Consider the following 23,191-nt stretch of genomic DNA (forward strand, 5'->3'; position numbering starts at 1 on the left):
AAGCGTGCCATTGGGAAAATGCCATTTGCTATTTTCACACATACGTTTATAAAAGAGAAATCCTAGATTGAGCACCAATTTGATGCATCGTCTAATTTTATGCACCAATTATGTGCATATGGGTTTGCGTTAAAATTGGGGCTATACTCCATGCATTTTTAACCTGAGGAGGAAGCAATGGAAACGTTGAGTACGATATTGCAGAATGCAAAACAACGCGCAGAGCAGCATGGCCTTCCTTATGCTGGCGCGCTGACCCCCGCAGAAGCGCAAAAAGTGTTGGAATTGGCGCCTGCCGCCAGGTTGGTGGATGTGCGCACTCGCGCAGAACTTGAACTGGTTGGCCGGGTGCCTGCAGCTACCCACATTGAATGGGCTTTCTACCCAGGCATGACAGCCAATCCGGATTTTCTTTCCCAGCTGGATAAACAGGTGGATCATGAGGCGCTGGTCATGTTTCTCTGCCGCACCGGTGGACGTTCCCACAATGCTGCGGTAGTCGCTGCCCAGGCTGGATATACGGAAGCCTATAATGTGCTGGAAGGGTTCGAGGGGGAAGCAACGCCTGATACCAAGCAACGCGGCAAGATCAACGGCTGGAAAGCGGCTGGCCTGTCCTGGACCAATGCCTGAGGTTGATGGATGGATCATTATGCTGTTATCGGCCATCCGGTAGAACATAGTAAGTCGCCTTTGATTCACGCTGCTTTTGCCCGGCAAACCGGGCAGCAGCTTGAATATGGCAAGGTATTGTCTCCTCTGGATGGTTTTGCCGCGACGGTTGCTGACTTGCAAGCGCGAGGCTATGCCGGTGCCAATGTCACGGTGCCATTCAAGTTCGAGGCCTATACCTTGGCGGACAGTGTGACGGAGCGCGCGCGCCATGCTGGTGCAGTCAATACGTTGACTTTCCGTGATGGCGGAATTTTGGGGGATAACACTGATGGTGTGGGCCTGGTGCGTGACATTCTGGATAATCAGCAGTTTGCGCTGGCAGGAAAACGCATCCTCCTGCTCGGTGCTGGTGGCGCGGCAGAAGGAGTGTTGGGGCCATTGCTTGAGAGCTTGCCCGCACGGCTGTGTGTTGCCAATCGCACGGTGGATAAAGCAGGCGCGATGGTCGCACGGGCACAGGCAGGCGGCACCAGGCTTGATGCTGCCGGTTTCGCTGAGTTGACGGGGCAGGTATTTGATGTGGTCATCAACGCCACTTCCAGTGGGTTGAGCAACGAGCGATTGCCATTGCCTGCTGGTTTGTTCGCTGATGGTGCGCTGGCGTATGACATGATGTACGGGCGAGAAACGCCATTTATGGCATTCGCACGGGAAGCAGGCGTCCAGCGTGTGGTGGATGGACTGGGTATGTTGGTAGAGCAGGCAGCAGAGGCATTCTTCATCTGGCGTCAGATGCGACCGGCTACTGCGCCTGTCATGGAAATGGTGCGTGCATTGTGATCAAGCGGCTCTTATGGCAAGGCTTGTTGCTGGCTCTGGTGCTGATTGTGCTGTACCAATTATGGATATTCATCAATATTCTCTGGTGGGTAGACCATAACCCGGGCAGTAGCGCGTTTATGCGTACCAGTCTGAGCGTTCTGCGCGAGGACAACGCCAAGGCGACACTCAAGCATGAGTGGGTGGAATACAACAGGATTTCGCGTCATCTCAAGCGGGCAGTCATTGCCTCTGAGGATGCCAAGTTTGTCGGGCATGAGGGGTTTGACTGGGATGGTATCCAGAAGGCCTATGAGAAGAACTGGCAGAAAGGCAAGATAGTGGCAGGTGGATCTACCATCAGCCAGCAGCTTGCCAAGAACCTGTTTCTATCCACCAAGCGCACTCCTTGGCGTAAGCTGGAAGAAGCTGTGATCACCTGGATGCTGGAAAGCATGATGAGCAAGCGCAGGATTTTCGAGATTTACCTGAATGTGATTGAATGGGGGAATGGCGTATTTGGCGCAGAAGCTGCCGCACGTCATTACTACAGGACCAGTGCGGCCAATCTCGACAGTGCGCAGGCTGCCAGGCTGGCAGCGATGATTCCCAATCCACGCTATTATGACCAGCACCGTGAGGCGCGTGGCCTGGTGAGAAAGGCCGCAATCATTGAGTCGCGCATGCGCCACGCTGCCGTGCCGTGATGGTGGCTGTGGCCTTATGTTAGAATAAACACTTTGAAGTCAAATACCATGCGCTTCTGTTTCCTGATCCTGATTGCAAGCCTGACACTTGTTGCATGCGGTACCAAAGGGGATCTTTATATCCCGGAAAAGCAGTATCCGCAGGCATCTACTCCACCAACACAACCTTGATGATTTTTCCGTGAATCCATTCCAATTAAAAGATGGCGTGTTGCACGCTGAAGAAGTTGCACTTGACCAGATCGCTGGGGAATTTTCTACGCCGACGTATGTATATTCGCGTGCTGCCCTTGAATCTGCCTATACACGTTTTGCGGCAGGGTTTGCCGGCACGGACCACCTGGTTTGCTTTGCCGTGAAATCCAACCCCAGCCTGGCGGTGCTTAACCTGTTTGCCCGCTTGGGCGCTGGCTTTGATATTGTTTCCGGCGGGGAGCTGGCACGCGTGCTGGCTGCTGGTGGAGACCCGGCCAAGGTGGTGTTTTCCGGCGTCGGGAAAACCGAGGCTGAAATGGAAGCGGCGCTCAATGCTGGTATTTTCTGTTTCAACGTGGAATCCGCGAGCGAACTGGAACGCCTGAATGAGGTGGCAGGCCGCCTGGGCAGAGTGGCGCCGGTGTCCTTGCGCGTAAACCCGAATGTGGACGCCAAGACCCATCCTTATATCTCAACCGGGCTCAAGAACAACAAGTTTGGTGTGGCTTATGAGGATGCTTTCAGCCTCTATCAACGTGCGGCCAGCCTGCCCAATGTAGCGGTGCATGGCGTGGATTGCCATATCGGCTCGCAATTGACGGAATTATCCCCATTCCTGGATGCATTTGACCGGGTGTTGGTGCTGGTGGATCAATTGGAGGCCGATGGCATTCATATCCAACATATTGATCTGGGTGGCGGGATTGGCATCTGCTATGCCGATGAGACTCCTCCGGATTTTACCGAGTACGCGGCAGCAATGCGGCAGAAACTGGGTAAGCGTGCTGTCAAACTGGTGTTCGAGCCAGGCCGGGCGCTGGTGGGTAATGCAGGTGTCTTGCTGACCAAGGTGGAATATCTCAAGCATACCGAAGCCAAGAATTTTGCCATTGTCGATGCAGCCATGAACGATTTGATGCGTCCGGCGCTGTATGATGCCTATCATGAAGTGCTGGCGGTCAGGACGGCGACTGAGCAAGCCGCGCAGGTCTATGAGATTGTGGGTCCTGTGTGCGAGAGTGGCGATTTTCTGGCGCATGACCGTGAGCTGGCATTGCAACAGGGCGACCTGCTGGCAGTGATGTCTGCTGGTGCCTATGGCATGAGCATGAGTTCGAATTACAATACCCGTCCACGTGCTGCGGAAATCATGGTGGATGGCGACAAGGTGCACTTGATCCGCCAACGGGAAACCATAGAGCAGCTGTTCGCTTTGGAAAAGATAGTCGGCTAAATTAGCCGGGAAACAAGTTTAAATAATAGAAAGAAGGAGTTATCAATGCGTTTGATTCTTGCCATTTTCCTGCCATGGGTGCAGTTCTTTACGATTGGTCGTCCGATTGCCGGTATTATCTGCCTGATTCTGCAACTGACCATTATCGGTTGGCTGCCAGCGGCAATTTGGTCTGTGTATGCCTTGAGCCAGTACAAGACTGACCAGAAGATCCAGCAAGCCTTGCGAAAGTAAGCAGCAGCATAAAATGAAAAAAGCCAGCTTTGCTGGCTTTTTTATTGGCTGGTTTTAAGAGGTAAGGATCAGTCAAAAATAACCGTCTTGTTTGCGTACAGCAGGATACGGTTCTCGATATGCCAGCGCACGGCGCGTGACAGTACCACGCGCTCAAGGTCACGCCCCTTCTGAATAAGGTCTTCAACCTGGTCACGGTGGGAGATGCGTGTAATGTCTTGCTCAATGATCGGGCCTTCATCCAGCACTTCGGTCACATAATGACTGGTGGCGCCTATCAGCTTGACGCCGCGTTCAAAGGCGCGATGGTAGGGGCGCGCGCCGATGAAGGCAGGCAGGAATGAGTGGTGGATATTGATGACGCGGCGCGGGTAGCGTTTGACAAAGTCCGGTGAAAGAATCTGCATGTAGCGTGCCAGCACAATCAGATCCACCTGGTGTTCATCAAACAGGGCAAATTGCCTGGCTTCCGCTTCTGCCTTGTTTTCCTTGGTCACGGCAATATGGACGAAAGGAATGTTGTAGAAGGCAGCTAGCTTTTCTGTGTCACGATGATTGCTGATAATCAGGGGAATGTCGCAGTTCAGTTCGCCACTCTGGTGGCGATGCAGCAGGTCAACCAGGCAGTGATCGTATTGTGACACCATGATGGCCATGCGCGGGCGGCGCTGCGAACTCTTGAGGTCCCAGTCCATGTCGAATTTTTCGGCAATCGGGGAGAAGTGCCCGGAAAAATTGTCAATGGTGAGCCCTGATCCTTCCATATTCCATTCCACGCGCATGAGGAACAGGTTGTTTTCCGCATCCTGATGCTGGTCGGCATGCAGGATATTGGCATCGTGACGGTAGAGAAAGTCGGCAATGGATGCAACGATACCCTTGCGGTCAGGGCAGGTGACAAGAAGGGTTGCTGTGTTTTTCATCGTACTGGCAGCTTAAAAAGCAAAGAATGACATTATACTGGGATTTATCGCTTATGCAGGTGCCGGGAGTGACCATCGCTCCAGGATTGAAAAGTTATGATGAAGCCAAGCTGGGTCTGTGGTATCTTTTACCGATAAAAATAACTGTGACTCGTAATATTTCTGGGTTGCAGGTTGATCGTTGATAACTGCTGCATGACGTCAAGACCGTGAAAAAACAATTACCTTATTTTCTGTTGGTGTTCCTGCTACCTGTGACTGCTGTGTTGTGGTGGTGGGGGCTGTTTGCATCTGCTACCGTGGAAATCGCAGAACGTGGCGATTACCGTTATGCTTATCTGGATGCAGAAGGGCCTTACTCCAAACTTTCCAGCAAGCAGGAAGATGTACTGCATACTCTGGTGGAACAGAAGATACAGCCAGGGCCGGAGATCACCCTGATTTTCAGTGATCCTCGCACGACACCATACAAGGAACTGCATGCACGTGCAGGCTTCATTGTCGATGCAGATGCCAAGCCAGTAGCACCACTCAAGGTTGATACAGTCCCTATGCGGCAGGTGCTGGTTGCCAGTATCAAGGCACATCCGCTACTTGCGTATGGCAAGACCTATTCCAAGCTGCTGGAGTATGTCAAATCCAAGGGCACAAATCTGAACCTGCCGACAGTGGAAATTGTGGATGACAGCGTGTTAACTGTTGAAATGCCGCTGGAGCCGGTTGCTCCGGCAGTTACAAGTACAGGAGTTTCGCCTTGAACTTTATTGCTCTGATTGGTGCCCTGGCGCTTACCTATTACCGCCCACATCGCAGGCAGGACTGGCTGCAGGAAATTTTTTCTCCTTTTGCCCAGCTGCTGGAGCGCAGTTTCAACGGCGGTAATCGTCTGCAGGGGGCGACTGCCTGGGTGCTGGCGGTATTGCTGCCCAGTGTGCTGGTCGGTATCGTCTATTATGTCCTGTTGCAGATCAATGCCATTCTGGGCCTCGTATTCGGCCTGGTGGTGCTGTATTTCACACTGAGGCTTAGCCAGTTCGGCCCTCGCGCAGAGGGTGTGATTGCGGCCTTGCGTACCGGGAATATTGGTGAAGCGCGATTATTGCTGGAGCAATGGGCCAAAGTAGACAGCGATCACCTGAATACTACCCAGGTGGCGCAAGTCAGCATAGAAACGGTGCTGACACGCTCTCATTATGGTTTGCTGGCACCGATTTTCTGGTTTGTGGTCTTCGGGCCGGCAGGCGCATTGTTCTACCGCTTGTCGCATATCGTAACGCTGGAATGGCAGTCCGAGGAAGATACCCAGTTCAATCATCTTGCCCGTAAAGTGTTCTATTGGTTCAATTGGCCTCCTGCATTCGTGACAGCGGGCAGTTTTGCTATTGTTGGCGATTTTGAGGATGCAATTTATTGCTGGAGGGCCCAGGCTGAAACATGGAGCGACAAGGCCATGGGCATGGTGCTGGCCAGCGGGGCAGGGGCACTGGGTGTCAGGATAGGTGAGCCGTTGCCTATGAACGGTATTCTGATGTACCGGCCGGAGATAGGTTTGGGCGAGACTGCTGATGCGGATTATGTACGTAGTGCGGTCGGCTTGGTCTGGCGGGTATTGGCGCTGGTTATAGGTTTGTTGTTGTTGCTGACTTTTGCGCACTGGCTGGGGCAGTAAGAGAGATTCATGGATATTGTATTAGCAAATCCGCGCGGGTTCTGTGCAGGCGTAGACCGCGCGATCATTATTGTGGAACAGGCGTTGGAAAAGTTCGGCGCGCCGATTTATGTGCGGCATGAGGTGGTGCATAACAAGTTTGTTGTGGATGACCTGCGGAAGAAGGGCGCTATTTTTGTCGAGGAGCTTGATGAGGTCCCGGCAGGTAATACCGTGATTTTCAGCGCGCATGGGGTTTCCAGGGATGTCCGGGCTGAGGCCGAGGCGCGCGGCTTACAAGTGTTCGATGCAACCTGTCCACTAGTGACCAAGGTGCATATTGAAGTAGCGAAGATGCGGGCTGCTGGTAAGGAAATCATTATGATCGGCCACAAGGGGCATCCCGAAGTGGAAGGCACCATGGGGCAATCTGAAGGCGGCATGTACCTGGTCGAATCACCAGAGGACGTCGAGAGGCTGGAAGTGACTGACCCAACCAAGCTAGCCTATGTGACACAGACCACCCTGTCCATTGATGACGCAGCCTCTGTGGTAGCCGCATTGCAGAATAAATTCCCGGAGATTGCATCTCCGCGCAGTGATTCAATCTGCTATGCCACACAAAACCGCCAGGACGCGGTCAAGGTCATGGCACGAGATTGTGACCTGGTGATTGTGGTGGGGTCTCCCAATAGTTCCAACTCCAATCGCCTGCGCGAGGTTGCGCAGAACCAGGGAGTGGAATCCTATATGGTGGATAATGCCTCTTTTCTTGATCCGGCATGGATTGTCGGCAAGAAGCGCATTGGCGTTTCTGCGGGGGCATCTGCGCCCGAAGTGCTGGTACGGGAAGTGATTGCAAAACTCAAGGAGCTGGGAGCTGCTGATGTGCAGGAATTGAGTGGCGTGGTGGAAAACGTCATCTTCAAGATACCACGTAATCTTGCAGAAGCTTGAACAATGAAAAAGGGCGGTGATACCGCCCTTTTTCATTCAGTGCATGGGGTTTCAGGATTTCTTGCGCAGATTATCCAGGCTCCACGCCGTGGGAGCATGGACGGCCAGGGTAATGTAACCACCGGCAATGGCAAGGTATTGCATAAAGCCGATCAGGTCGCCGATTTGCAGCTTGAGCACGATAGCGACAAAGATGGCGTAAATCGCCAGTATGTAGGCAGCCAACCTGGTTTTGTAACCCAAGAGCAGCATCAGGCCGAACACCAGCTGGATCAGGATGGTCAATGGTGCGAAGAAGGGCACCAGGCCAAATTGGGCCAGATACATTTGGTAGCTTTCATAGCCACTGGGGTGTTGGGTGATCATGTACAGCTGAATCAGGACTGCAACAAGAAAAATCTGTGCCAGCAAAATACGGCCCAGGAAACTTAGGAATTTTGTCATCGATTTACCTTCTCATCCAATCGCACAGCGCGTGGGTGCGTGTTTATATTGATTTATCATCGCTCAGGGCGAAGGCAAATAATGCCTGTAAGCACAAACTATCGCAACCGTTGTTGTGGATGTGGCGGGTTTTGCACTGTCAACCAAGCCGAGGCATCAACCGGAAAGAGCAAACAACATGCATTTTTATGTCAGAGAGGCAGACTGGGTCACCGAGCAGGCATCCATTGCTGCCATCAGGAGTCAGGTATTCATCGAAGAGCAGCATGTGCCACCTGAGCTGGAGTGGGATGGGTTGGATGAGTCAGCGCTGCATTTGCTTGCCATGGCCGAGGATGGCCAAGTGATGGGGTGTGCCCGGGTATTGAGCGATGGTGGTATTGGCCGTATGGCCGTGCTGGTTTCATGGCGGCAGCAGGGCGTTGGTCGTGCTTTGTTGCAGGCTGCTATTTCGGCTTGTCAGCGTCACGGCTGGCTGGATATCCATCTTTCTGCCCAGACCCATGCTGTCGTTTTTTATGAAAAGGCCGGCTTCGAGGTCATCAGTGATGAGTATATGGATGCCGGCATTCCACACAAAGCCATGAAGTTACATGTTTGACCTGAACCACAGAGGGGCTAGGATAATACAGCTGGCCAATTCCACCTGCAGCGGACATCAGCGTTTCAGCATGGGTTTCAGGTACTTGCCGGTATAGCTGGCTGGTGTGTCGGCCACGCTTTCCGGGGTTCCGTATGCGATCATGGTGCCGCCACCGTCCCCTCCTTCCGGCCCCATATCGATAATCCAGTCAGCAGTCTTGATAACATCAAGGTTATGCTCAATGATCACAACGGTGTTGCCATGATCGCGCAGGCGGTGCAAGACATCGAGTAAAAGCTGGATATCGGCAAAATGCAGGCCGGTAGTGGGTTCGTCAAGGATATACAGTGTGCGCCCGGTGTCGCGTTTGGAAAGCTCCAGGGCCAGTTTGACACGTTGTGCTTCACCACCCGACAAAGTAGTGGCAGCCTGTCCCAGGGTGATGTAGCCCAGGCCAACATCCAGCAAGGTCTGTAACTTGCGGGCGACGACAGGTACGGCATCAAAAAACTCTCTTGCTTGTTCTACTGTCATTTCCAGCACTTCGCGGATGTTTTTCCCCTTGTACTGGATTTCCAGGGTTTCCCGGTTGTAGCGATGTCCCTTGCATACATCACACGGCACATACACATCAGGCAGGAAGTGCATTTCCACGCGGATAACGCCATCGCCCTGGCAGGCTTCGCAACGGCCACCCTTGACGTTGAATGAATAGCGTCCAGGACCATAGCCACGTGCACGACTTTCCGGAACGCCTGCAAACAGGTCGCGGATAGGTGTGAAGACGCCGGTGTAGGTAGCCGGATTGGAGCGAGGTGTGCGTCCTATCGGGCTTTGATCTACATCCACGACCTTGTCGAAGAATTCCAGGCCGTTGACACTCTCGAATGCGGCAGGCTCTGTGGAACTGCCATAGAGGTGTTTCGCCACGACACGATACAGGGTGTCATTGATCAGAGTGGACTTGCCGGACCCGGAAACTCCGGTAACGCAAGTCAGCAGGCCGACAGGAATGGCGAGATCCACATGTTTGAGATTGTTGCCGCTGGTTTTTGTCAGTGTCAGCCAGCGTTTCGGATCTGGTGTATGACGCTGTGCCGGTACGGCAATTTCCTTGGCGCCACTCAAGTATTGTCCGGTCAGGGAGTGGCTGTTCTGTTGCACTTCTGTCGGTGTGCCTGCAGCAATGATGTTACCACCGTGTTCGCCGGCTCCCGGACCGATATCGACAACATAATCGGCCGCCATGATGGCATCCTGGTCATGCTCCACGACAATAACGCTGTTGCCGATATCACGCAGGCGCAGCAATGTCTGCAATAAGCGATCATTATCGCGTTGATGCAGGCCAATGGATGGCTCATCCAGTACATACATGACACCGGTGAGGCCAGAGCCGATTTGTGAAGCCAGGCGGATACGCTGCGCTTCGCCGCCGGACAGGGTTTCAGCCGAGCGCGACAGGGACAGGTATTCCAGCCCTACATTGGTGAGGAATTTCAGCCTGCTGCTGATTTCCTGCACAATCTTGTCGGCAATCGCAAGTTTCTGCCCCGTTAGTTCGATATGGTCGAAAAAATGCAGGGCCTGACGCAAGGGGGACTCGCAAATTTCATGAATGTTTTTGCCACCTACCTTGACGTGACGCGCCTCGCGGCGCAAGCGAGTGCCGCCGCAATCCGGGCAGGCCTGGGAATTCAGGTATTTTGAGAGTTCTTCGCGTACTGTTGTGGAGTCGGTCTCGTGATAGCGGCGTTGCAGATTATTGAGTATGCCTTCAAACGCATGGGATTTCTCATAGAGCTTGCCGCGTTCATTAAGGTAATGGAAGGTAATGGCTTCCTTATGGCTGCCATTGAGCAGTACATCCTGTACCTCTACGGATAACTCCTCAAAAGCCTGTTCCAGATCAAACCCATAGTGTTGGGCCAGGCTTTGTAACATCTGGAAGTAAAACTGGTTGCGTTTATCCCAGCCTTTGATGGCACCGCTGGCCAATGACAGGTGAGGAAAAGCGACAACCCGTTTGGGATCAAAGAAACTGATTTGGCCCAGGCCATCGCATTTCGGGCAGGCTCCCATCGGGTTGTTGAATGAAAAGAGCCGGGGCTCCAGTTCTGCAAGTGAGTAATCGCACACCGGGCAGGAGAACTTGGCAGAAAACAGGTGTTCCTTATCGCTGTCCATTTCCAGTGCCACGGCTTTGCCATCAGCCAGGCGCAATGCTGTTTCGAAGGATTCTGCAATGCGCTGCTTGACGTCCTCACGCACCTTGAGGCGGTCCACGACAACATCCACATTATGTTTCACGGTCTTGGCCAGTTTGGGCACACTATCAAGCTCGTAGATGTTCCCATCGACGCGGACGCGGACAAAGCCTTGTGCCTTGAGCTCCTCAAACAAGTCAAGTTGTTCGCCTTTGCGATTGCTGACAACGGGTGCCAGTATCATCAGCTTGGTATCTTCCGGCAGCAGCAATACGCTGTCCACCATCTGGGAGACCGTCTGCGCTTCCAGCTTGATGCCATGCTCCGGGCATTCGGGATCACCGGCACGCGCATACAGCAGTCGCAAGTAGTCATGGATTTCCGTGACGGTTCCGACAGTGGAGCGCGGATTGTGGGAAGTGGATTTCTGTTCAATGGAAATAGCCGGGGACAAGCCTTCGATGAGATCGACATCTGGTTTGTCCATGCGTGCCAGAAATTGGCGGGCATAGGCTGACAGAGATTCTACATAGCGTCGCTGCCCCTCTGCATATAGGGTGTCGAATGCAAGTGAGGACTTACCTGAGCCGGAAAGGCCGGTGATCACGATCAGTTTGTTGCGTGGAAGATCCAGCGAAACATTTTTCAGATTGTGCGTGCGGGCACCACGTATGCGTATGTAGTCCATGGGTGATTGTCGTCTGTCAGTTTGGTTACTTGGGTGGGGCAACCTGTTAATATACGCAACTTCGCGTGTTTAATTCAATGATTTTTAATGTCACAATCTGAACGCATGTCTTCTGTAGAGCTGCGATCCACCCTGAGCCTTGCCTCCATTTATGGCTTGCGCATGCTCGGGATGTTTCTCATTCTGCCGATTTTCGCCATCTACGCAGAAACCCTGCCAACAGGACATGACCATTTCTATATCGGCCTAGCACTGGGTGCTTACGGCCTGACCCAGGCGTTGTTCCAGTTGCCGTTTGGCATGGCGTCTGATCGCCTGGGACGCAAGAACATGATTTACATCGGGCTGCTGATTTTTGCCATCGGCAGTTTTGTGGCCGCGTCGGCAGACGATATTCATATGATCATCATCGGCCGGGCTATTCAGGGAGCAGGTGCAGTATCGGCGGCTGTGACGGCGCTGGTGGCCGATCTCACACGTGAAGAACATCGCACCAAGGCCATGGCCATGATAGGCGGCAGTATCGGCATTACATTTGCGTTGTCCTTGATCCTTGGCCCTACGTTGAATCAATGGATAGGCGTGCCGGGCATATTCATCCTCACCGGCGTATTGGCGTTACTGGCAATTCTGGATGTCAAATATCTGGTACCGGATCCACAGGTCAGTCGTTTCCATTCCGATACGCAGGCAGCGCCTGCCAGGTTGGGTACTGTTCTGCAGAATACACAATTGCTGCGGCTCAATTTTGGTATTTTTGCCCTGCATGCCTCGCACATGGCTATGTTCGTGGTGGTGCCTTTTGCCCTGAAGCAGACCAGCGGCCTGAATGAAGGGGATCACTGGATGATTTACCTGCCCATCATGCTGGTGTCCATGATCATGATGGTGCCTGCCATTATCATTGGCGAGAAAAAGGCCAGGCTCAAGCAGGTGTTCATACTCAGTGTGGCAGTGATGCTGGCGTCCGAGGTTGCATTCGGGCTCATGATCAGCAGCTTCTGGGGCATTGTTGCGGCATTGACGGTTTTCTTCATTGCTTTCAATGTGCTGGAAGCCATCATGCCTTCCACAATTTCCAAGCAGGCGCCCGCTGCCGCTAAGGGAACGGCGATAGGAGTATTCAACACGGCACAATCGCTGGGCATTTTTGTTGGCGGGGTGTCAGGGGGATGGCTTTCAAGTCAGTACGGCTATGCAGCAGTTTTTATCTTCTGTGGCATACTCATGTTGTTATGGCTGGTGAGTGTCATGACCATGCAGGCACCGGCTGCAGTGCGCAGCAGGATGTATCATCTGCCGGATGGTTATGCGGGGGACACAGCACAATTATCGCGCCAGTTGGCAGCCTTGCCAGGCGTGAGGGAATCCGTGGTATTACCCACTGAGGGTATGGTGATATTGAAAGTGGATATGCAGGCGAGCTGGGATGATTCCGCGGCGCTGCAATTAATAAGGGGTTGAAAAATGGCATCGGTCAATAAAGTAATCTTGGTAGGCAATCTGGGGCGCGATCCTGAAGTGCGCTATATGCCGAATGGCGAGGCGGTATGTAATTTCAGTATTGCGACGACGGACAACTGGAAAGACAAGAATGGTCAGCGCCAGGAGCGGACAGAGTGGCACAATATCGTCATGTATCGCAAATTGGCGGAGATTGCTGGTGAATACCTGAAAAAAGGCCGGCCTGTCTATGTGGAAGGTCGTCTGCAAACACGTAAATGGCAGACCAAGGAAGGTCAGGACAGATATACCACCGAGATCATTGCGGACCAGATGCAGATGCTAGGTGGTCGTGACGCGGGAAGTAGTGGTGGCGCCAGTTACGATGGCGGCGATGATTTCAACCAGGAGTACAGCCAGTCCGCGCCCAAGCAACAGGCCGCTCCGACGCAGCGCCCTGCAGCTGCTAAACCAGCCCCTGCCGCGGGTAACAGTTTTGATGATTTTGAGGATGACATCCCGTTTTGATGCCATTCCCAGCCTGGCGCCTGGATGCCATCCCGTTAACAGTATGTTTTGTTGGAGCACTGCATGAGCAAGATCGCCGCTACGGCGAGTGATACCCCGGCCTTTGATCTCAAGGGTTCGACTTTTCCCATGTTGATTTTGTATCTCTACAGCACTGACCTGTCTGCGATAGAGCAGCAGGTTCAGGCGCGTATGTTGAGTGCGCCGGACTTGTTCTCTTATGATCCTGTGGTCCTGGACATGAGCAAGCTTGGCAATCAGCAGGAAACGCCTGATTATGCTGCGATCAGGACGATTCTTCACTCACACAAGCTGGTGCTGGTCGGTGTTGCCAATGCCGGGGAAGAGCATGCTGAGGCTGCGCAGAAAGTTGGCTTGGGCTTATTCAATGGTGGTGTATTGACCAAACCTCGTGTAGCTGAGCCAGCGCCGGTTGAGGAAGCTCCGCAGCCGCCTGCGGAACCGGTGGCAATTTCGCGCGTGGCAAGAATTATCACCAGTCCGGTGCGTACCGGACAGCAGATCTATGCCAAGGGTGGGGACCTGATCGTGTTGGCGCCGGTGTCTGCAGGTGCGGAAGTGTTGGCTGACGGTAACATTCATGTATACGCCTCGTTGCGCGGACGCGCGTTGGCGGGCGCCCGGGGGGATGAGTCGGCGCGTATTTTCATACGCTCGATGGAAGCTGAATTGATTTCCATCGCTGGCTCCTACAAGGCCATTAACGAAGAGCTGTCACGCGAAATGCATGGCAAGGCGGTACAAGCCTATCTGGTTGACGAGCAGTTGCGAATCGAAGTCATGGCGTAATTCAAGGAATGAATCAATCTGAAATCAATGGCATAAAGGAAATTTATAAGTGGCAAAAGTAATCGTGGTTACATCGGGCAAAGGCGGAGTTGGCAAAACCACCACCTCCGCCAGTTTTGCAACTGGCCTGGCGTTGCAAGGTCACAAAGTAGCGGTGCTGGATTTTGATGTCGGTCTCCGGAACCTGGACCTTATCATGGGCTGTGAACGGCGCGTGGTGTATGACTTCGTTAATGTCATTAACCAGGAAGCAACACTGAAACAGGCGCTGATCAAGGACAAGCACTGCGATAATCTGTACATCTTGCCTGCCTCACAAACGCGCGATAAGGATGCGCTGACAGTGGAAGGTGTGGAGAGAGTGATTGATGAGTTGAAAGAATCGTTTGACTACATCGTCTGTGATTCACCTGCCGGTATTGAAAAGGGCGCGATCATGGCACTTTATTTCGCGGATGAAGCGCTGGTGGTGACCAATCCGGAAGTTTCCTCTGTGCGCGACTCTGACCGCATTCTCGGTATGCTGTCGGCCAAGTCGCGCCGTGCCGAAAAGGGCGAAAGCCCGGTCAAGGAGCATTTGCTCGTGACGCGTTATTCCCCCAAGCGTGCCAAGAATGGCGAAATGCTGTCTGTCGCTGATGTGCAGGAAATTCTCAATGTGCCACTACTGGGCGTGATCCCGGAGTCGGAAGTCGTGTTGCAAGCCTCCAACGCTGGTGCGCCGGCCATTCACCAGAATGGTAGCGATGTCTCAGAAGCCTATGGCGATGCCATTGCCCGCTTCCTCGGTGAGGAGCGCCCTATGCGTTTCACCACCGAAAAGCCCGGTCTTCTGCAACGCCTGTTTGGAGGTTGATATGTCGATACTCAGTTATTTGCTTGGCAGCCGCAAGAAAACTGCCTCCGTTGCCAAAGAACGTCTGCAGATCATCCTGGCACATGAGCATAATGGCCGTGGTGCGCCAGATTATCTGCCTGCAATGAAGCAAGAGATCATGGCGGTTATTGCAAAATATATTGAAATTGATGTGGATAAAATTCATGTCAATCTGGACCGCCAGGATGAAGTGGCTGTGCTGGAACTCAATGTGGTGTTGCCAGAGATGCAAGTACAAGGCAAAAGCTAGACATGATAGGCAGGGAGGGCCGACAGGGATGGAGATCGCCGGCTTTCCCGGAATAAACACTTGATGTTGAAGTAATCATTGCCATGTTCTAGAGGGTAGCTTCGAGTATAATTTCGTTTTTTTGTCGTTTCGACTTTCGAAGTGGACACTGATATGCCTATTTACGATTATCAATGCAGTAGCTGTGGTCACAAAGCCGAGCTGATGCGTAAGGTGAGTGAAGCCGGTACCACCACGGTATGCCCGGCCTGCGCTCAGGAAACATTTGAGAAGCAGGTATCTGCTCCCAGTTTCCAGCTGACAGGTAGTGGCTGGTATGCGACCGACTTCAAGGGCAGCAGCCCGGCAAAGAAATCTGAAGAAGCGGCGCCTGCAGCCTGTGGTACAGGTTGTGCCTGTCATTAACGCTTCCGCACTTACGTTCAGGGTTGCCATGAAAAGCTATTTTATTACTGGTCTGCTGGTGCTGGTGCCGTTGTGCATCACCATCTGGGTGCTCAGCACATTGATTGGCCTGATGGACCAGAGTTTGCTGCTGCTGCCTGCAGCCTGGCGTCCCGAAGCATACTTTGGGCGCGCCATCCCCGGAATCGGCGCCATCCTGACCTTGCTGATTGTGCTGGGTACCGGTTTGGTGGCGACCAATTTTTTCGGCAAACGCCTGATTCAATTCTGGGAAGCCTTGCTTGCCCGCGTGCCGGTGGTGAAGTCTATCTACTACAGCGTCAAGCAAGTATCGGATACGCTGTTTTCCGATTCTGGCCAGGCGTTCCGCAAGGCGTTGCTGGTGCAGTATCCGCGCCAGGGAAGCTGGACAATTGGTTTCCTGACTGGTCAGCCCGGGGGCGATGTTGCCAATTATCTGGAAGGGGAGTTCGTCAGCGTCTATATCCCGACGACGCCTAACCCTACGTCCGGTTTTTTCCTCATGATGCCGGCAGCAGATGTGGTGGAACTCGACATGAGCGTGGACGAAGCCCTTAAATATATTATTTCCATGGGAGTAGTGGCTCCCGAGAATAAACTTAAATCCTGATTTTTAACCTTATTTCCTATACAAGAAAAACGTTATGCGTACTCATTACTGCGGTCACCTGAACCGTGAACATATTGGCCAGACTGTCACCCTCTGTGGCTGGGCGCACCGCCGTCGCGACCATGGTGGCGTGATCTTCATCGATTTGCGCGACCGCGAAGGCATGGCACAGATTGTCATTGATCCGGATACGCCGGAAGCTTTCACACTGGCCGAGAGCGTACGTAATGAGTTCGTGCTCAAGGTGGTGTGCAAGGTGCGTGCTCGCCCTGAGGGCACTGTCAATCTCAACATCCCGACCGGCGAAGTGGAAATGCTGGCGAGCGAGATCGAGATACTCAATCCATCGCTAACGCCGCCGTTCATGCTGGACGACGACAATTTGTCGGAGATGGTGCGTCTGGAGCACCGTTACATCGACTTGCGCCGCCCTGCGATGCAGAAAAATCTGATGCTGCGCTACCGTGTTGCCAAGGCACTGCGCGATCAGCTCGATAACCAGGGCTTTATCGAGGTTGAGACCCCAATGTTGACCCGCTCCACGCCAGAAGGCGCGCGCGACTACCTCGTGCCTTCGCGTGTGCATCACGGCCAGTTCTTCGCCTTGCCGCAATCGCCACAACTGTTCAAGCAATTGCTCATGGTGTCCGGCTTCGACCGCTACTTCCAGATCACCAAGTGCTTCCGCGACGAGGATCTGCGCGCAGACCGCCAGCCGGAATTCACCCAGGTGGATATCGAGACCTCCTTCCTCAATGAAGAAGAGATCATGAACACTGTGGAAGAGATGATCCGCAAGATGTTCAAGCAGGTGCAGGATATCGACCTGCCCAATCCGTTCCCGCGTATGCCGTTCTCCGAAGCGATGAATCGTTACGGCTCCGACAAGCCAGACATGCGCGTAACACTGGAAATCACCGAGCTGACCGATGTCATGAAAGACGTCGACTTCAAGGTGTTCGCTGGTGCAGCCAATTCCGCAGGCGGCCGCGTGGCTACCATCCGCGTGCCTGGCGGCGCTGCATTGTCCCGCAGCGAGATTGATGCCTACACCGAATTCGTCAAGATTTACGGTGCCAAGGGTCTGGCCTACATCAAGATCAATGACATTACCAAGCTGAACGAGGAAGGCCTGCAAAGCCCTATCGTCAAGAATATCCACGAAACCGCGCTCAAGGCCATTATCGAGCGCACTGGCGCGCAAAATGGCGACATCGTCTTCTTCGGTGCCGACAAGGGCAAGATCGTCAATGAAGCATTGGGCGCGTTGCGTGCCAAGGTTGGTCATGAAAAGGGCCACGTCGATGGTCGCGCCTGGGCGCCGTTGTGGGTGGTGGATTTTCCCATGTTCGAACACGACGAGGAAAACGACCGCTGGGTCGCCTTGCATCACCCGTTCACCAGCCCCAAGGATGGCCACGAGGACCTCTTGACCAGCAACCCTGGCGCTGCCTTGTCCAAGGCTTACGACATGGTGCTGAATGGCTGGGAGGTCGGCGGCGGTTCTGTGCGTATCCACAAGCAGGAAGTGCAGTCCAAGGTGTTCGACGCGCTCAAGATCAGCAAGGAAGAGGCGCAGGAAAAGTTTGGCTTCCTGCTCGACGCATTGCAATACGGCGCGCCACCACACGGCGGCCTTGCCTTCGGCCTTGACCGCCTGGTGACCCTGATGGCGGGCGCAGAATCCATCCGTGACGTGATCGCCTTCCCCAAGACCCAACGTGCGCAGTGCCTGATGACCAAGGCACCAAACGACGTGGATGAGAAACAGTTGCGCGAGTTGCATATCCGCGTGCGCCAGCAGAATCCTGCTGCTTAAAATGAACTTGCTTGTGCTGGCGGCGTTGCGCTTTCTTACCGTACTTAATGTACTGTCTGCGAAAGCACGCCTTGCCAGCCCGGCGCGAATTTCATTTTGTGAGATATGAGGGCATGAGGTAAGGCAGCGCTGATGCCAACGATATTGAGAGTAGGCGCTAATCGGTTTTTCTTGTATGCCAAGCAAGTTGCATAAACTGGTACGGGAGAACGAAGCATTGTTCAAGGAGGCATGAAATGAGTTCTTTGATTCTGCACGCTGAACCTTTGGTGCAATCGGTCAAATGCACGGAGGCTGAGTTGATCGTGAATCTAGCGGAGGGGCGGGTGTTATCTAGTCCGCTGGTCTGTTGGCTGGTCAGCCCTCTAGCGAATATCGTTCCTGAATGATAATTAGCCAAATACCGCTGAGTGCAGATCAGATTTTTGCAGTCTGCCCAGTAAAGCTGGACGAGAGTAATGACCATTAAATCCCTCATCCGCACCATACCAGACTACCCCAAACCCGGCGTCCAGTTTCGCGACATTACTACGCTGCTCAAGGATGCCGATGGCTTGCGACAGGTGGTGGATGCGTTGGTTGAGCGTTATGCGGATGCCAATATTGATAAAGTAGTGGGTATCGAGTCACGTGGTTTTATTGTTGGCGCGGCAGTGGCGTACAAGCTCGGGGTCGGGTTTGTGCCGGTGCGTAAGAAGGGTAAGCTGCCGGGCGATGTGCTGGGGCATGATTATGCGTTGGAATACGGCACCGACCGGGTGGAAATCCATAGCGATGCTATCTGTCCCGATGAAACAGTTTTATTGCTGGATGACCTGATTGCCACCGGCGGCACCGCGGAAGCGGCTGCCGTGCTAATCGAGAAGCTCGGCGGGCAGGTGCTGGAGTGTGCTTTTATTGTTGGCTTGCCTGATTTGGGTGGGCAGCAACGCCTGCAGGCGTTGGGCTACAAGACGTTCACCTTGTGCGAATTCGAGGGCGAATAGTGAGTCAGGTATCAGCAGAATACAAGGTACCGGTTTCAGCCTTGGTGCTGGTGCATACCAGTGATTTGCAAGTGCTTATCATGGAGCGTGCTGACAAGGCGGGTTTCTGGCAATCAGTGACCGGCAGCCTGGAAAGGTTGCCGAGTGGTGAGCTGGAGCGACCGATTGATGCGGCGCTCCGTGAAGTGAAGGAAGAAACTGGTCTCGATGCGGCGGACTATAAGCTGGTAGACTGGCACTGCTCGCATGTATATGAAATCTACCCTCACTGGCGCTTCCGCTATGCGCCCGGTGTGGCGGAAAATACCGAGCATATATTCGGCCTGGAATTACCAGCGCCGGTTGCTGTCCAACTTGCTCCCCGTGAGCATGTAGCTTACGAGTGGGTAGACTGGCGCGAAGCAGCAAAACGTGTATTCTCATGGACAAATGTCGAGGCCCTGCGCAAACTGGGTGAACGTAACAACTTAACATTGTGAATTAGCAGCCATGCAAGCAACTGTAGAAACAAAAGAAAGACCAGCACCAACGGTGATTGCCGAGCCGATCAAGTTCGAGCGCTTCCAGGCGACGCAGGAAGCCGAACTGCAGGCGCGCATCATTGCCGCCAAGAAGAAACTGGGCAAGAAACTGGTGATCCTGGGCCACCACTACCAGCAGGAAAGTGTTTATCGCCACGCTGATTACACTGGCGATTCGCTCAAGCTGTCGCGCTTTGCCGCCGAGACGGATGCCGAGTACATCGTATTCCTTGGTGTGCATTTCATGGCCGAGGTGGCAGACATTCTTTCGCGCCCCGAGCAGATTTCCATCTTGCCCGACCTTTCCGCAGGCTGTTCCATGGCCGATATGGCTAATCTGGCCAAGGTCGAGCGTTCGCGCCGCGAACTTTCAAAGATACTGGATTTCGACGCCACTATTACGCCGATCACCTACATCAACTCCGCCGCCGATCTTAAGGCATTCTGCGGCGAACACGGTGGGATTGTGTGTACGTCCACCAATGCCACCAAGATCATCGAATGGGGTTTCAGGCAGCGTGAGAAAGTTTTGTTCTTCCCAGACCAGAACCTGGGCCGCTGGTCTGGCTACAAGATGGGGATCCCGTTGGAGCAGATGCCGGTATGGGACCCCGACTTGCCGATGGGTGGCCTGACGGAAGAGCAGATCAAGAATGCCAAGATCCTGTTGTGGAAGGGGCATTGTGCCGTGCACCAGATGTTCCGCGAGCAGAACATCACACGTTTCCGCGCTGAGCATCCCGACGGCATCGTGATTTCGCACCCGGAATCGCCGTTCGAGGTCTGCCTTAATTCTGATTATGTCGGTTCCACGGAATACATCCTGAAAACTGTCAGCGACGCACCTGCAGGCACACATTGGCTGGTGGGGACAGAACTCAATCTGGTGAATCGTCTTGCGGAGCAGATGAAGCCGCAGGGCAAGGTTGTTCAGTTCATGTCACACGTAATCTGCGAGTGTTCCACCATGGCGCGTATTGATCCGCAGCACCTGGCATGGACGCTGGAAAACCTGGCAGAGGGCAATGTGGTCAACCGCATCAAGGTGCCGGAGCATGAGGCTGATCTGGCTCGCCTGACATTGCAGCGCATGCTGGACGCATCCTGATGAAGGGGTGAGTTTGCAAAGCACTATCCGGATCGCCACCTTCAACATCCACAAGGGCGTGACCAGCTTCAACGCCCGTTTTGCACTGCACGAGCAACGCGAGCTGATCCGCAAGTTGCAGGCTGATGTGGTGTTCCTGCAGGAAGTGCGTGATCAGCATCTCAAGCATAGTCGCCGTTTCAGCGCCTGGCCTTTGACCGGGCAAGTAGAGTTCCTCGCCGATGCAGTATGGACTGATTACGCTTACGGTAAAAATTCTATTTATCCCGCAGGACATCACGGTAACGCATTGTTGTCCAAATACCCTATCATCAAGTACGAAAATACCGATATTTCCGCGCATCATAGCGAACAGCGTGGCTTGTTGCATTGTGAAATCGCGGTACCAGGCTGGCAGCAGCCTTTACATTGTATTTGCGTACATCTCGGGCTGTTCGCTGGCTGGCGTCGTAAACAGATCAGCATGTTGCGGGACAGGATTGCCGAAATGGTGCCGGAAGATGCGCCGTTGGTGATTGCCGGGGATTTCAATGACTGGAGCATGAGTGCGGGACGCGAACTGGTGCAGGGGTTGCATCTGCATGAGGTGTTTGAACATCACCATGGCAGCGGAAAACCGGCACGCAGTTTTCCTTCGTTCCTGCCTTTGTTCCGCCTGGATCGTATCTATGTCCGCGGATTCCATGTCCGGCATGTGGAGGTCCACGCCGGCCCCCAATTTGCCAAGGTGTCCGACCATGCGGCGCTGACTGCAGTATTGTCGAGAATATGATGCGCTGGGAGGCTGGCAACCGCATTACCTTGCTCAGGAATGGTACGGAGTTTTTCCCTGCACTGATCACGTCGATAGAGTCTGCGCAGTGTGAAATTTATATCCAGACCTATATCTACGAACTGGATGATACTGGCCTGATGATAGGCAATAAGCTCAAGGCGGCGGCGATACGAGGTGTCATGGTGCATCTCCTGCTGGATGGGTTTGGCAGCCGTGACTTGCCGCCAGAGTATGTGCTGGAGCTGGAGGCTTTTGGGATCAAGGTCATGTTTTATCGCCCCAAGATTTCTGCCTGGTCTTTCAAGCGCAGCCGTCTGCGTCGGTTGCATCGTAAGGTGTCTGTGTTTGACGGGCAGCATGCCTATGTCGGTGGTATCAATATCATTGATGACATGAATGTACCGAATAACCTGGATGCGCCGCGAGTGGATTATGCCGTGCGTGTCGAAGGTCCCTTGGTTCAGAGCATACATGCCAGTACACGCAGTCTATGGCGTCGCCTGGCTTGGGTGCATTTGCGAGAAGTGCCTGTCAACCCCAGTCTGGCTGAGCCTGCGTTTATCAATAACGGCATGCGTGCTGCCTTTGTGGTGCGGGATAATGTGCTGCACAGGCGGGATATTGAACGTGCTTATCTTAAAGCCATAGGCAAGGCGAGGAGCGAGATTGTGATTGCAAGTGCTTACTTCGTTCCGGGGAAGAAATTTCGCCAGGCCTTGATTCAGGCAGCAGAACGCGGGGTGCGTGTGCGCTTGCTGTTGCAGGGGCGCATGGAATACTGGCTGATGTTTGCGACGCACGAAGTGTATGGGATATTCCTGCGACATGGCATTGAAATTTATGAATATCGTGCCAGTTTCATGCATAGCAAGGTAGCCGTCATGGATAATCGCTGGGCAACCGTCGGATCGTCAAACCTGGATCCATTCAGCCTATTGCTGGCGCGAGAGGCTAATATCCTGGTACAGGACAAGGCTTTCAACGCTGAACTCAAGGCTGACCTGGAGCAGGCAATTGCCGAGAAATCTGTACAGGTGCGCGCAGGAGACTGGTCGCGGCGTCATGTGTTCAAACGTATGTTTTCATGGGCCGTCTATGTTGTGGTGCGACTGATGATAGGATTGGTGGGATCGAAGGAGAAACATTGATGTTGCCAGTGCCTGATGTGTTCAATGTGGCGAGTGTAGCCAATGTCATCCAGCTCGCAGTGGCGCCGGCATTCCTGCTGACGGGCAGTGGTGCCATGATTGGCGTGATGGCTGGACGTCTGGCCCGGGTGGTGGATCGGTTTCGTGAATTACAGGACACTGGCGGCTGGGAACATGTAGGGCAATCCCTGGAAATGACCATGTTGCTCAAGCGTTCGCGCTGGATACATCGGGCCATTATTTTGTCTACCCTCGCAGCATTGTTGGTATGTATCGTGATTGCCACCCTGTTTGCTGCCGTTGAGGTGGGCTGGAATCCGTCAAGGCTGGTTTCTTTGTTGTTCATCTGTGCCATGTGTTCGCTGGTGGGAGGATTGTTGTGCTTTCTGAGAGAAATTGCTCTTTCCACGGATATCATCGAGGAATTCAGGGGCTGAAGGTATTCGATAGATTGCAGTAATATAGGCAAGATGCCGGTGTAGCTCAGTTGGTAGAGCAGCGCATTCGTAATGCGAAGGTCGGGGGTTCGATTCCTCTCACCGGCACCAGATTCACGGATTTTTCCTGCGTAAGAACCGCGATGCTGCATGTCGCACCAGAATGAAGGTGGTGATTGGGTATCATCAATAATTACAG

27 protein-coding genes and 1 tRNA gene are annotated in these 23,191 nt (G+C 53.5%); 25 read left to right on the forward strand and 3 right to left on the reverse strand.

Annotation, left to right across the window (positions count from 1 at the left end; all coding sequences use genetic code 11):
• Positions 1–177 precede the first annotated feature (177 nt).
• From CHB59_RS00820 to CHB59_RS00840, 6 genes are read left to right on the forward strand one after another with little or no spacing between them, the layout of a single operon-like run.
• Positions 178–633, forward strand: coding sequence for a rhodanese-like domain-containing protein (locus CHB59_RS00820; protein ID WP_089374330.1), 456 nt, complete (start codon positions 178–180; stop codon positions 631–633).
• A gap of 9 nt (positions 634–642) precedes the next feature.
• Complete coding sequence (aroE, locus tag CHB59_RS00825; RefSeq protein ID WP_089374331.1) at positions 643–1,455, forward strand: shikimate dehydrogenase; 813 nt, start codon at positions 643–645, stop codon at positions 1,453–1,455.
• The gene (gene mtgA, locus CHB59_RS00830) at positions 1,452–2,141 is read left to right on the forward strand and encodes a monofunctional biosynthetic peptidoglycan transglycosylase (protein ID WP_179212024.1); all 690 of its coding nucleotides are present in this window, start codon (positions 1,452–1,454) and stop codon (positions 2,139–2,141) included. The genes aroE and mtgA overlap by 4 nt, the downstream gene beginning before the upstream one ends.
• A 48-nt stretch (positions 2,142–2,189) precedes the next feature.
• Positions 2,190–2,312, forward strand: a complete 123-nt coding sequence (gene lptM, locus CHB59_RS11620; RefSeq protein WP_143738678.1) for an LPS translocon maturation chaperone LptM — start codon at positions 2,190–2,192, stop codon at positions 2,310–2,312.
• Positions 2,313–2,322: 10 nt separating this feature from the next.
• Positions 2,323–3,570 carry a diaminopimelate decarboxylase gene (gene lysA, locus CHB59_RS00835; RefSeq protein ID WP_089374333.1) on the forward strand — a complete coding sequence of 416 codons (1,248 nt, stop codon included), beginning with the start codon at positions 2,323–2,325 and terminating at the stop codon, positions 3,568–3,570.
• Positions 3,571–3,615: 45 nt separating this feature from the next.
• The gene (locus tag CHB59_RS00840) at positions 3,616–3,804 is read left to right on the forward strand and encodes a YqaE/Pmp3 family membrane protein (RefSeq protein WP_089374334.1); all 189 of its coding nucleotides are present in this window, start codon (positions 3,616–3,618) and stop codon (positions 3,802–3,804) included.
• Positions 3,805–3,872: 68 nt separating this feature from the next.
• On the opposite strand, the gene purU is transcribed toward CHB59_RS00840, so the two are convergent.
• Positions 3,873–4,727, reverse strand: a complete 855-nt coding sequence (purU, locus tag CHB59_RS00845) for a formyltetrahydrofolate deformylase (protein ID WP_089374335.1) — start codon at positions 4,725–4,727, stop codon at positions 3,873–3,875.
• 209 nt (positions 4,728–4,936) lie between these two features.
• Between purU and CHB59_RS00850 the strand changes: the two genes are divergently transcribed.
• The 3 genes from CHB59_RS00850 to ispH are packed head-to-tail and all read left to right on the forward strand — an operon-like array spanning position 4,937 to position 7,332.
• Positions 4,937–5,485, forward strand: coding sequence for a GyrI-like domain-containing protein (locus CHB59_RS00850; protein WP_089374336.1), 549 nt, complete (start codon positions 4,937–4,939; stop codon positions 5,483–5,485).
• Positions 5,482–6,396 carry a CobD/CbiB family protein gene (locus tag CHB59_RS00855; protein ID WP_089374337.1) on the forward strand — a complete coding sequence of 305 codons (915 nt, stop codon included), beginning with the start codon at positions 5,482–5,484 and terminating at the stop codon, positions 6,394–6,396. The genes CHB59_RS00850 and CHB59_RS00855 overlap by 4 nt, the downstream gene beginning before the upstream one ends.
• A 9-nt stretch (positions 6,397–6,405) precedes the next feature.
• Positions 6,406–7,332, forward strand: coding sequence for a 4-hydroxy-3-methylbut-2-enyl diphosphate reductase (gene ispH / locus CHB59_RS00860; RefSeq protein ID WP_089374338.1), 927 nt, complete (start codon positions 6,406–6,408; stop codon positions 7,330–7,332).
• 51 nt (positions 7,333–7,383) lie between these two features.
• On the opposite strand, the gene CHB59_RS00865 is transcribed toward ispH, so the two are convergent.
• A complete protein-coding gene (locus tag CHB59_RS00865; RefSeq protein ID WP_089374339.1) occupies positions 7,384–7,776 on the reverse strand; it encodes a DoxX family protein in 393 nt (130 codons plus the stop codon).
• Positions 7,777–7,954: 178 nt separating this feature from the next.
• Between CHB59_RS00865 and CHB59_RS00870 the strand changes: the two genes are divergently transcribed.
• Positions 7,955–8,377, forward strand: a complete 423-nt coding sequence (locus tag CHB59_RS00870; RefSeq protein WP_089374340.1) for a GNAT family N-acetyltransferase — start codon at positions 7,955–7,957, stop codon at positions 8,375–8,377.
• Between the two features lie 57 nt (positions 8,378–8,434).
• Here CHB59_RS00870 and uvrA read toward each other — a convergent pair whose 3' ends face one another.
• Positions 8,435–11,254, reverse strand: coding sequence for an excinuclease ABC subunit UvrA (gene uvrA, locus CHB59_RS00875; protein ID WP_089374341.1), 2,820 nt, complete (start codon positions 11,252–11,254; stop codon positions 8,435–8,437).
• 87 nt (positions 11,255–11,341) lie between these two features.
• Here uvrA and CHB59_RS00880 point away from each other — a divergent pair, with 87 nt between their 5' ends.
• The 15 genes from CHB59_RS00880 to CHB59_RS00950 all read left to right on the forward strand — a co-directional run bounded on the left by CHB59_RS00880 (position 11,342) and on the right by CHB59_RS00950 (position 23,103).
• Complete coding sequence (locus CHB59_RS00880; protein ID WP_089374342.1) at positions 11,342–12,718, forward strand: MFS transporter; 1,377 nt, start codon at positions 11,342–11,344, stop codon at positions 12,716–12,718.
• A 3-nt stretch (positions 12,719–12,721) separates the two neighbouring features.
• Positions 12,722–13,225: a single-stranded DNA-binding protein gene (gene ssb, locus CHB59_RS00885; protein ID WP_089374343.1), complete on the forward strand. Its 504-nt coding sequence runs from the start codon at positions 12,722–12,724 to the stop codon at positions 13,223–13,225.
• Between the two features lie 63 nt (positions 13,226–13,288).
• A complete protein-coding gene (gene minC / locus CHB59_RS00890; protein WP_089374344.1) occupies positions 13,289–14,035 on the forward strand; it encodes a septum site-determining protein MinC in 747 nt (248 codons plus the stop codon).
• 49 nt (positions 14,036–14,084) lie between these two features.
• Entirely contained in the window at positions 14,085–14,891 is an 807-nt protein-coding gene (minD, locus tag CHB59_RS00895; RefSeq protein ID WP_089374345.1) for a septum site-determining protein MinD, read from the forward strand.
• Position 14,892: 1 nt separating this feature from the next.
• Complete coding sequence (gene minE / locus CHB59_RS00900) at positions 14,893–15,162, forward strand: cell division topological specificity factor MinE (RefSeq protein ID WP_089374346.1); 270 nt, start codon at positions 14,893–14,895, stop codon at positions 15,160–15,162.
• Between the two features lie 153 nt (positions 15,163–15,315).
• On the forward strand, positions 15,316–15,567 hold the full coding sequence (locus CHB59_RS00905) for an FmdB family zinc ribbon protein (RefSeq protein WP_089374347.1): 252 nt from the start codon (positions 15,316–15,318) through the stop codon (positions 15,565–15,567).
• 28 nt (positions 15,568–15,595) lie between these two features.
• Entirely contained in the window at positions 15,596–16,198 is a 603-nt protein-coding gene (locus CHB59_RS00910; protein ID WP_089374348.1) for a DUF502 domain-containing protein, read from the forward strand.
• Positions 16,199–16,232: 34 nt separating this feature from the next.
• Complete coding sequence (gene aspS / locus CHB59_RS00915; protein ID WP_089374349.1) at positions 16,233–18,017, forward strand: aspartate--tRNA ligase; 1,785 nt, start codon at positions 16,233–16,235, stop codon at positions 18,015–18,017.
• A gap of 458 nt (positions 18,018–18,475) precedes the next feature.
• A complete protein-coding gene (locus CHB59_RS00920) occupies positions 18,476–19,003 on the forward strand; it encodes an adenine phosphoribosyltransferase (protein WP_089374350.1) in 528 nt (175 codons plus the stop codon).
• On the forward strand, positions 19,003–19,482 hold the full coding sequence (gene nudB / locus CHB59_RS00925) for a dihydroneopterin triphosphate diphosphatase (RefSeq protein ID WP_089374351.1): 480 nt from the start codon (positions 19,003–19,005) through the stop codon (positions 19,480–19,482). Before CHB59_RS00920 ends, nudB begins: the two co-directional genes overlap by 1 nt.
• Positions 19,483–19,492: 10 nt before the next feature.
• Complete coding sequence (gene nadA / locus CHB59_RS00930; RefSeq protein WP_089374352.1) at positions 19,493–20,632, forward strand: quinolinate synthase NadA; 1,140 nt, start codon at positions 19,493–19,495, stop codon at positions 20,630–20,632.
• 13 nt (positions 20,633–20,645) lie between these two features.
• Positions 20,646–21,404, forward strand: coding sequence for an endonuclease/exonuclease/phosphatase family protein (locus CHB59_RS00935; RefSeq protein ID WP_089374596.1), 759 nt, complete (start codon positions 20,646–20,648; stop codon positions 21,402–21,404).
• The gene (gene clsB / locus CHB59_RS00940) at positions 21,404–22,555 is read left to right on the forward strand and encodes a cardiolipin synthase ClsB (protein WP_089374597.1); all 1,152 of its coding nucleotides are present in this window, start codon (positions 21,404–21,406) and stop codon (positions 22,553–22,555) included. Before CHB59_RS00935 ends, clsB begins: the two co-directional genes overlap by 1 nt.
• On the forward strand, positions 22,555–22,992 hold the full coding sequence (locus tag CHB59_RS00945; protein ID WP_089374353.1) for a DUF2721 domain-containing protein: 438 nt from the start codon (positions 22,555–22,557) through the stop codon (positions 22,990–22,992). Before clsB ends, CHB59_RS00945 begins: the two co-directional genes overlap by 1 nt.
• A gap of 35 nt (positions 22,993–23,027) precedes the next feature.
• Positions 23,028–23,103 (forward strand) — tRNA-Thr (locus tag CHB59_RS00950).
• Positions 23,104–23,191 lie beyond the last annotated feature (88 nt).

Origin of the sequence: Methylobacillus rhizosphaerae, from assembly GCF_900187985.1 — a bacterium.
GTDB lineage: Bacteria > Pseudomonadota > Gammaproteobacteria > Burkholderiales > Methylophilaceae > Methylobacillus > Methylobacillus rhizosphaerae.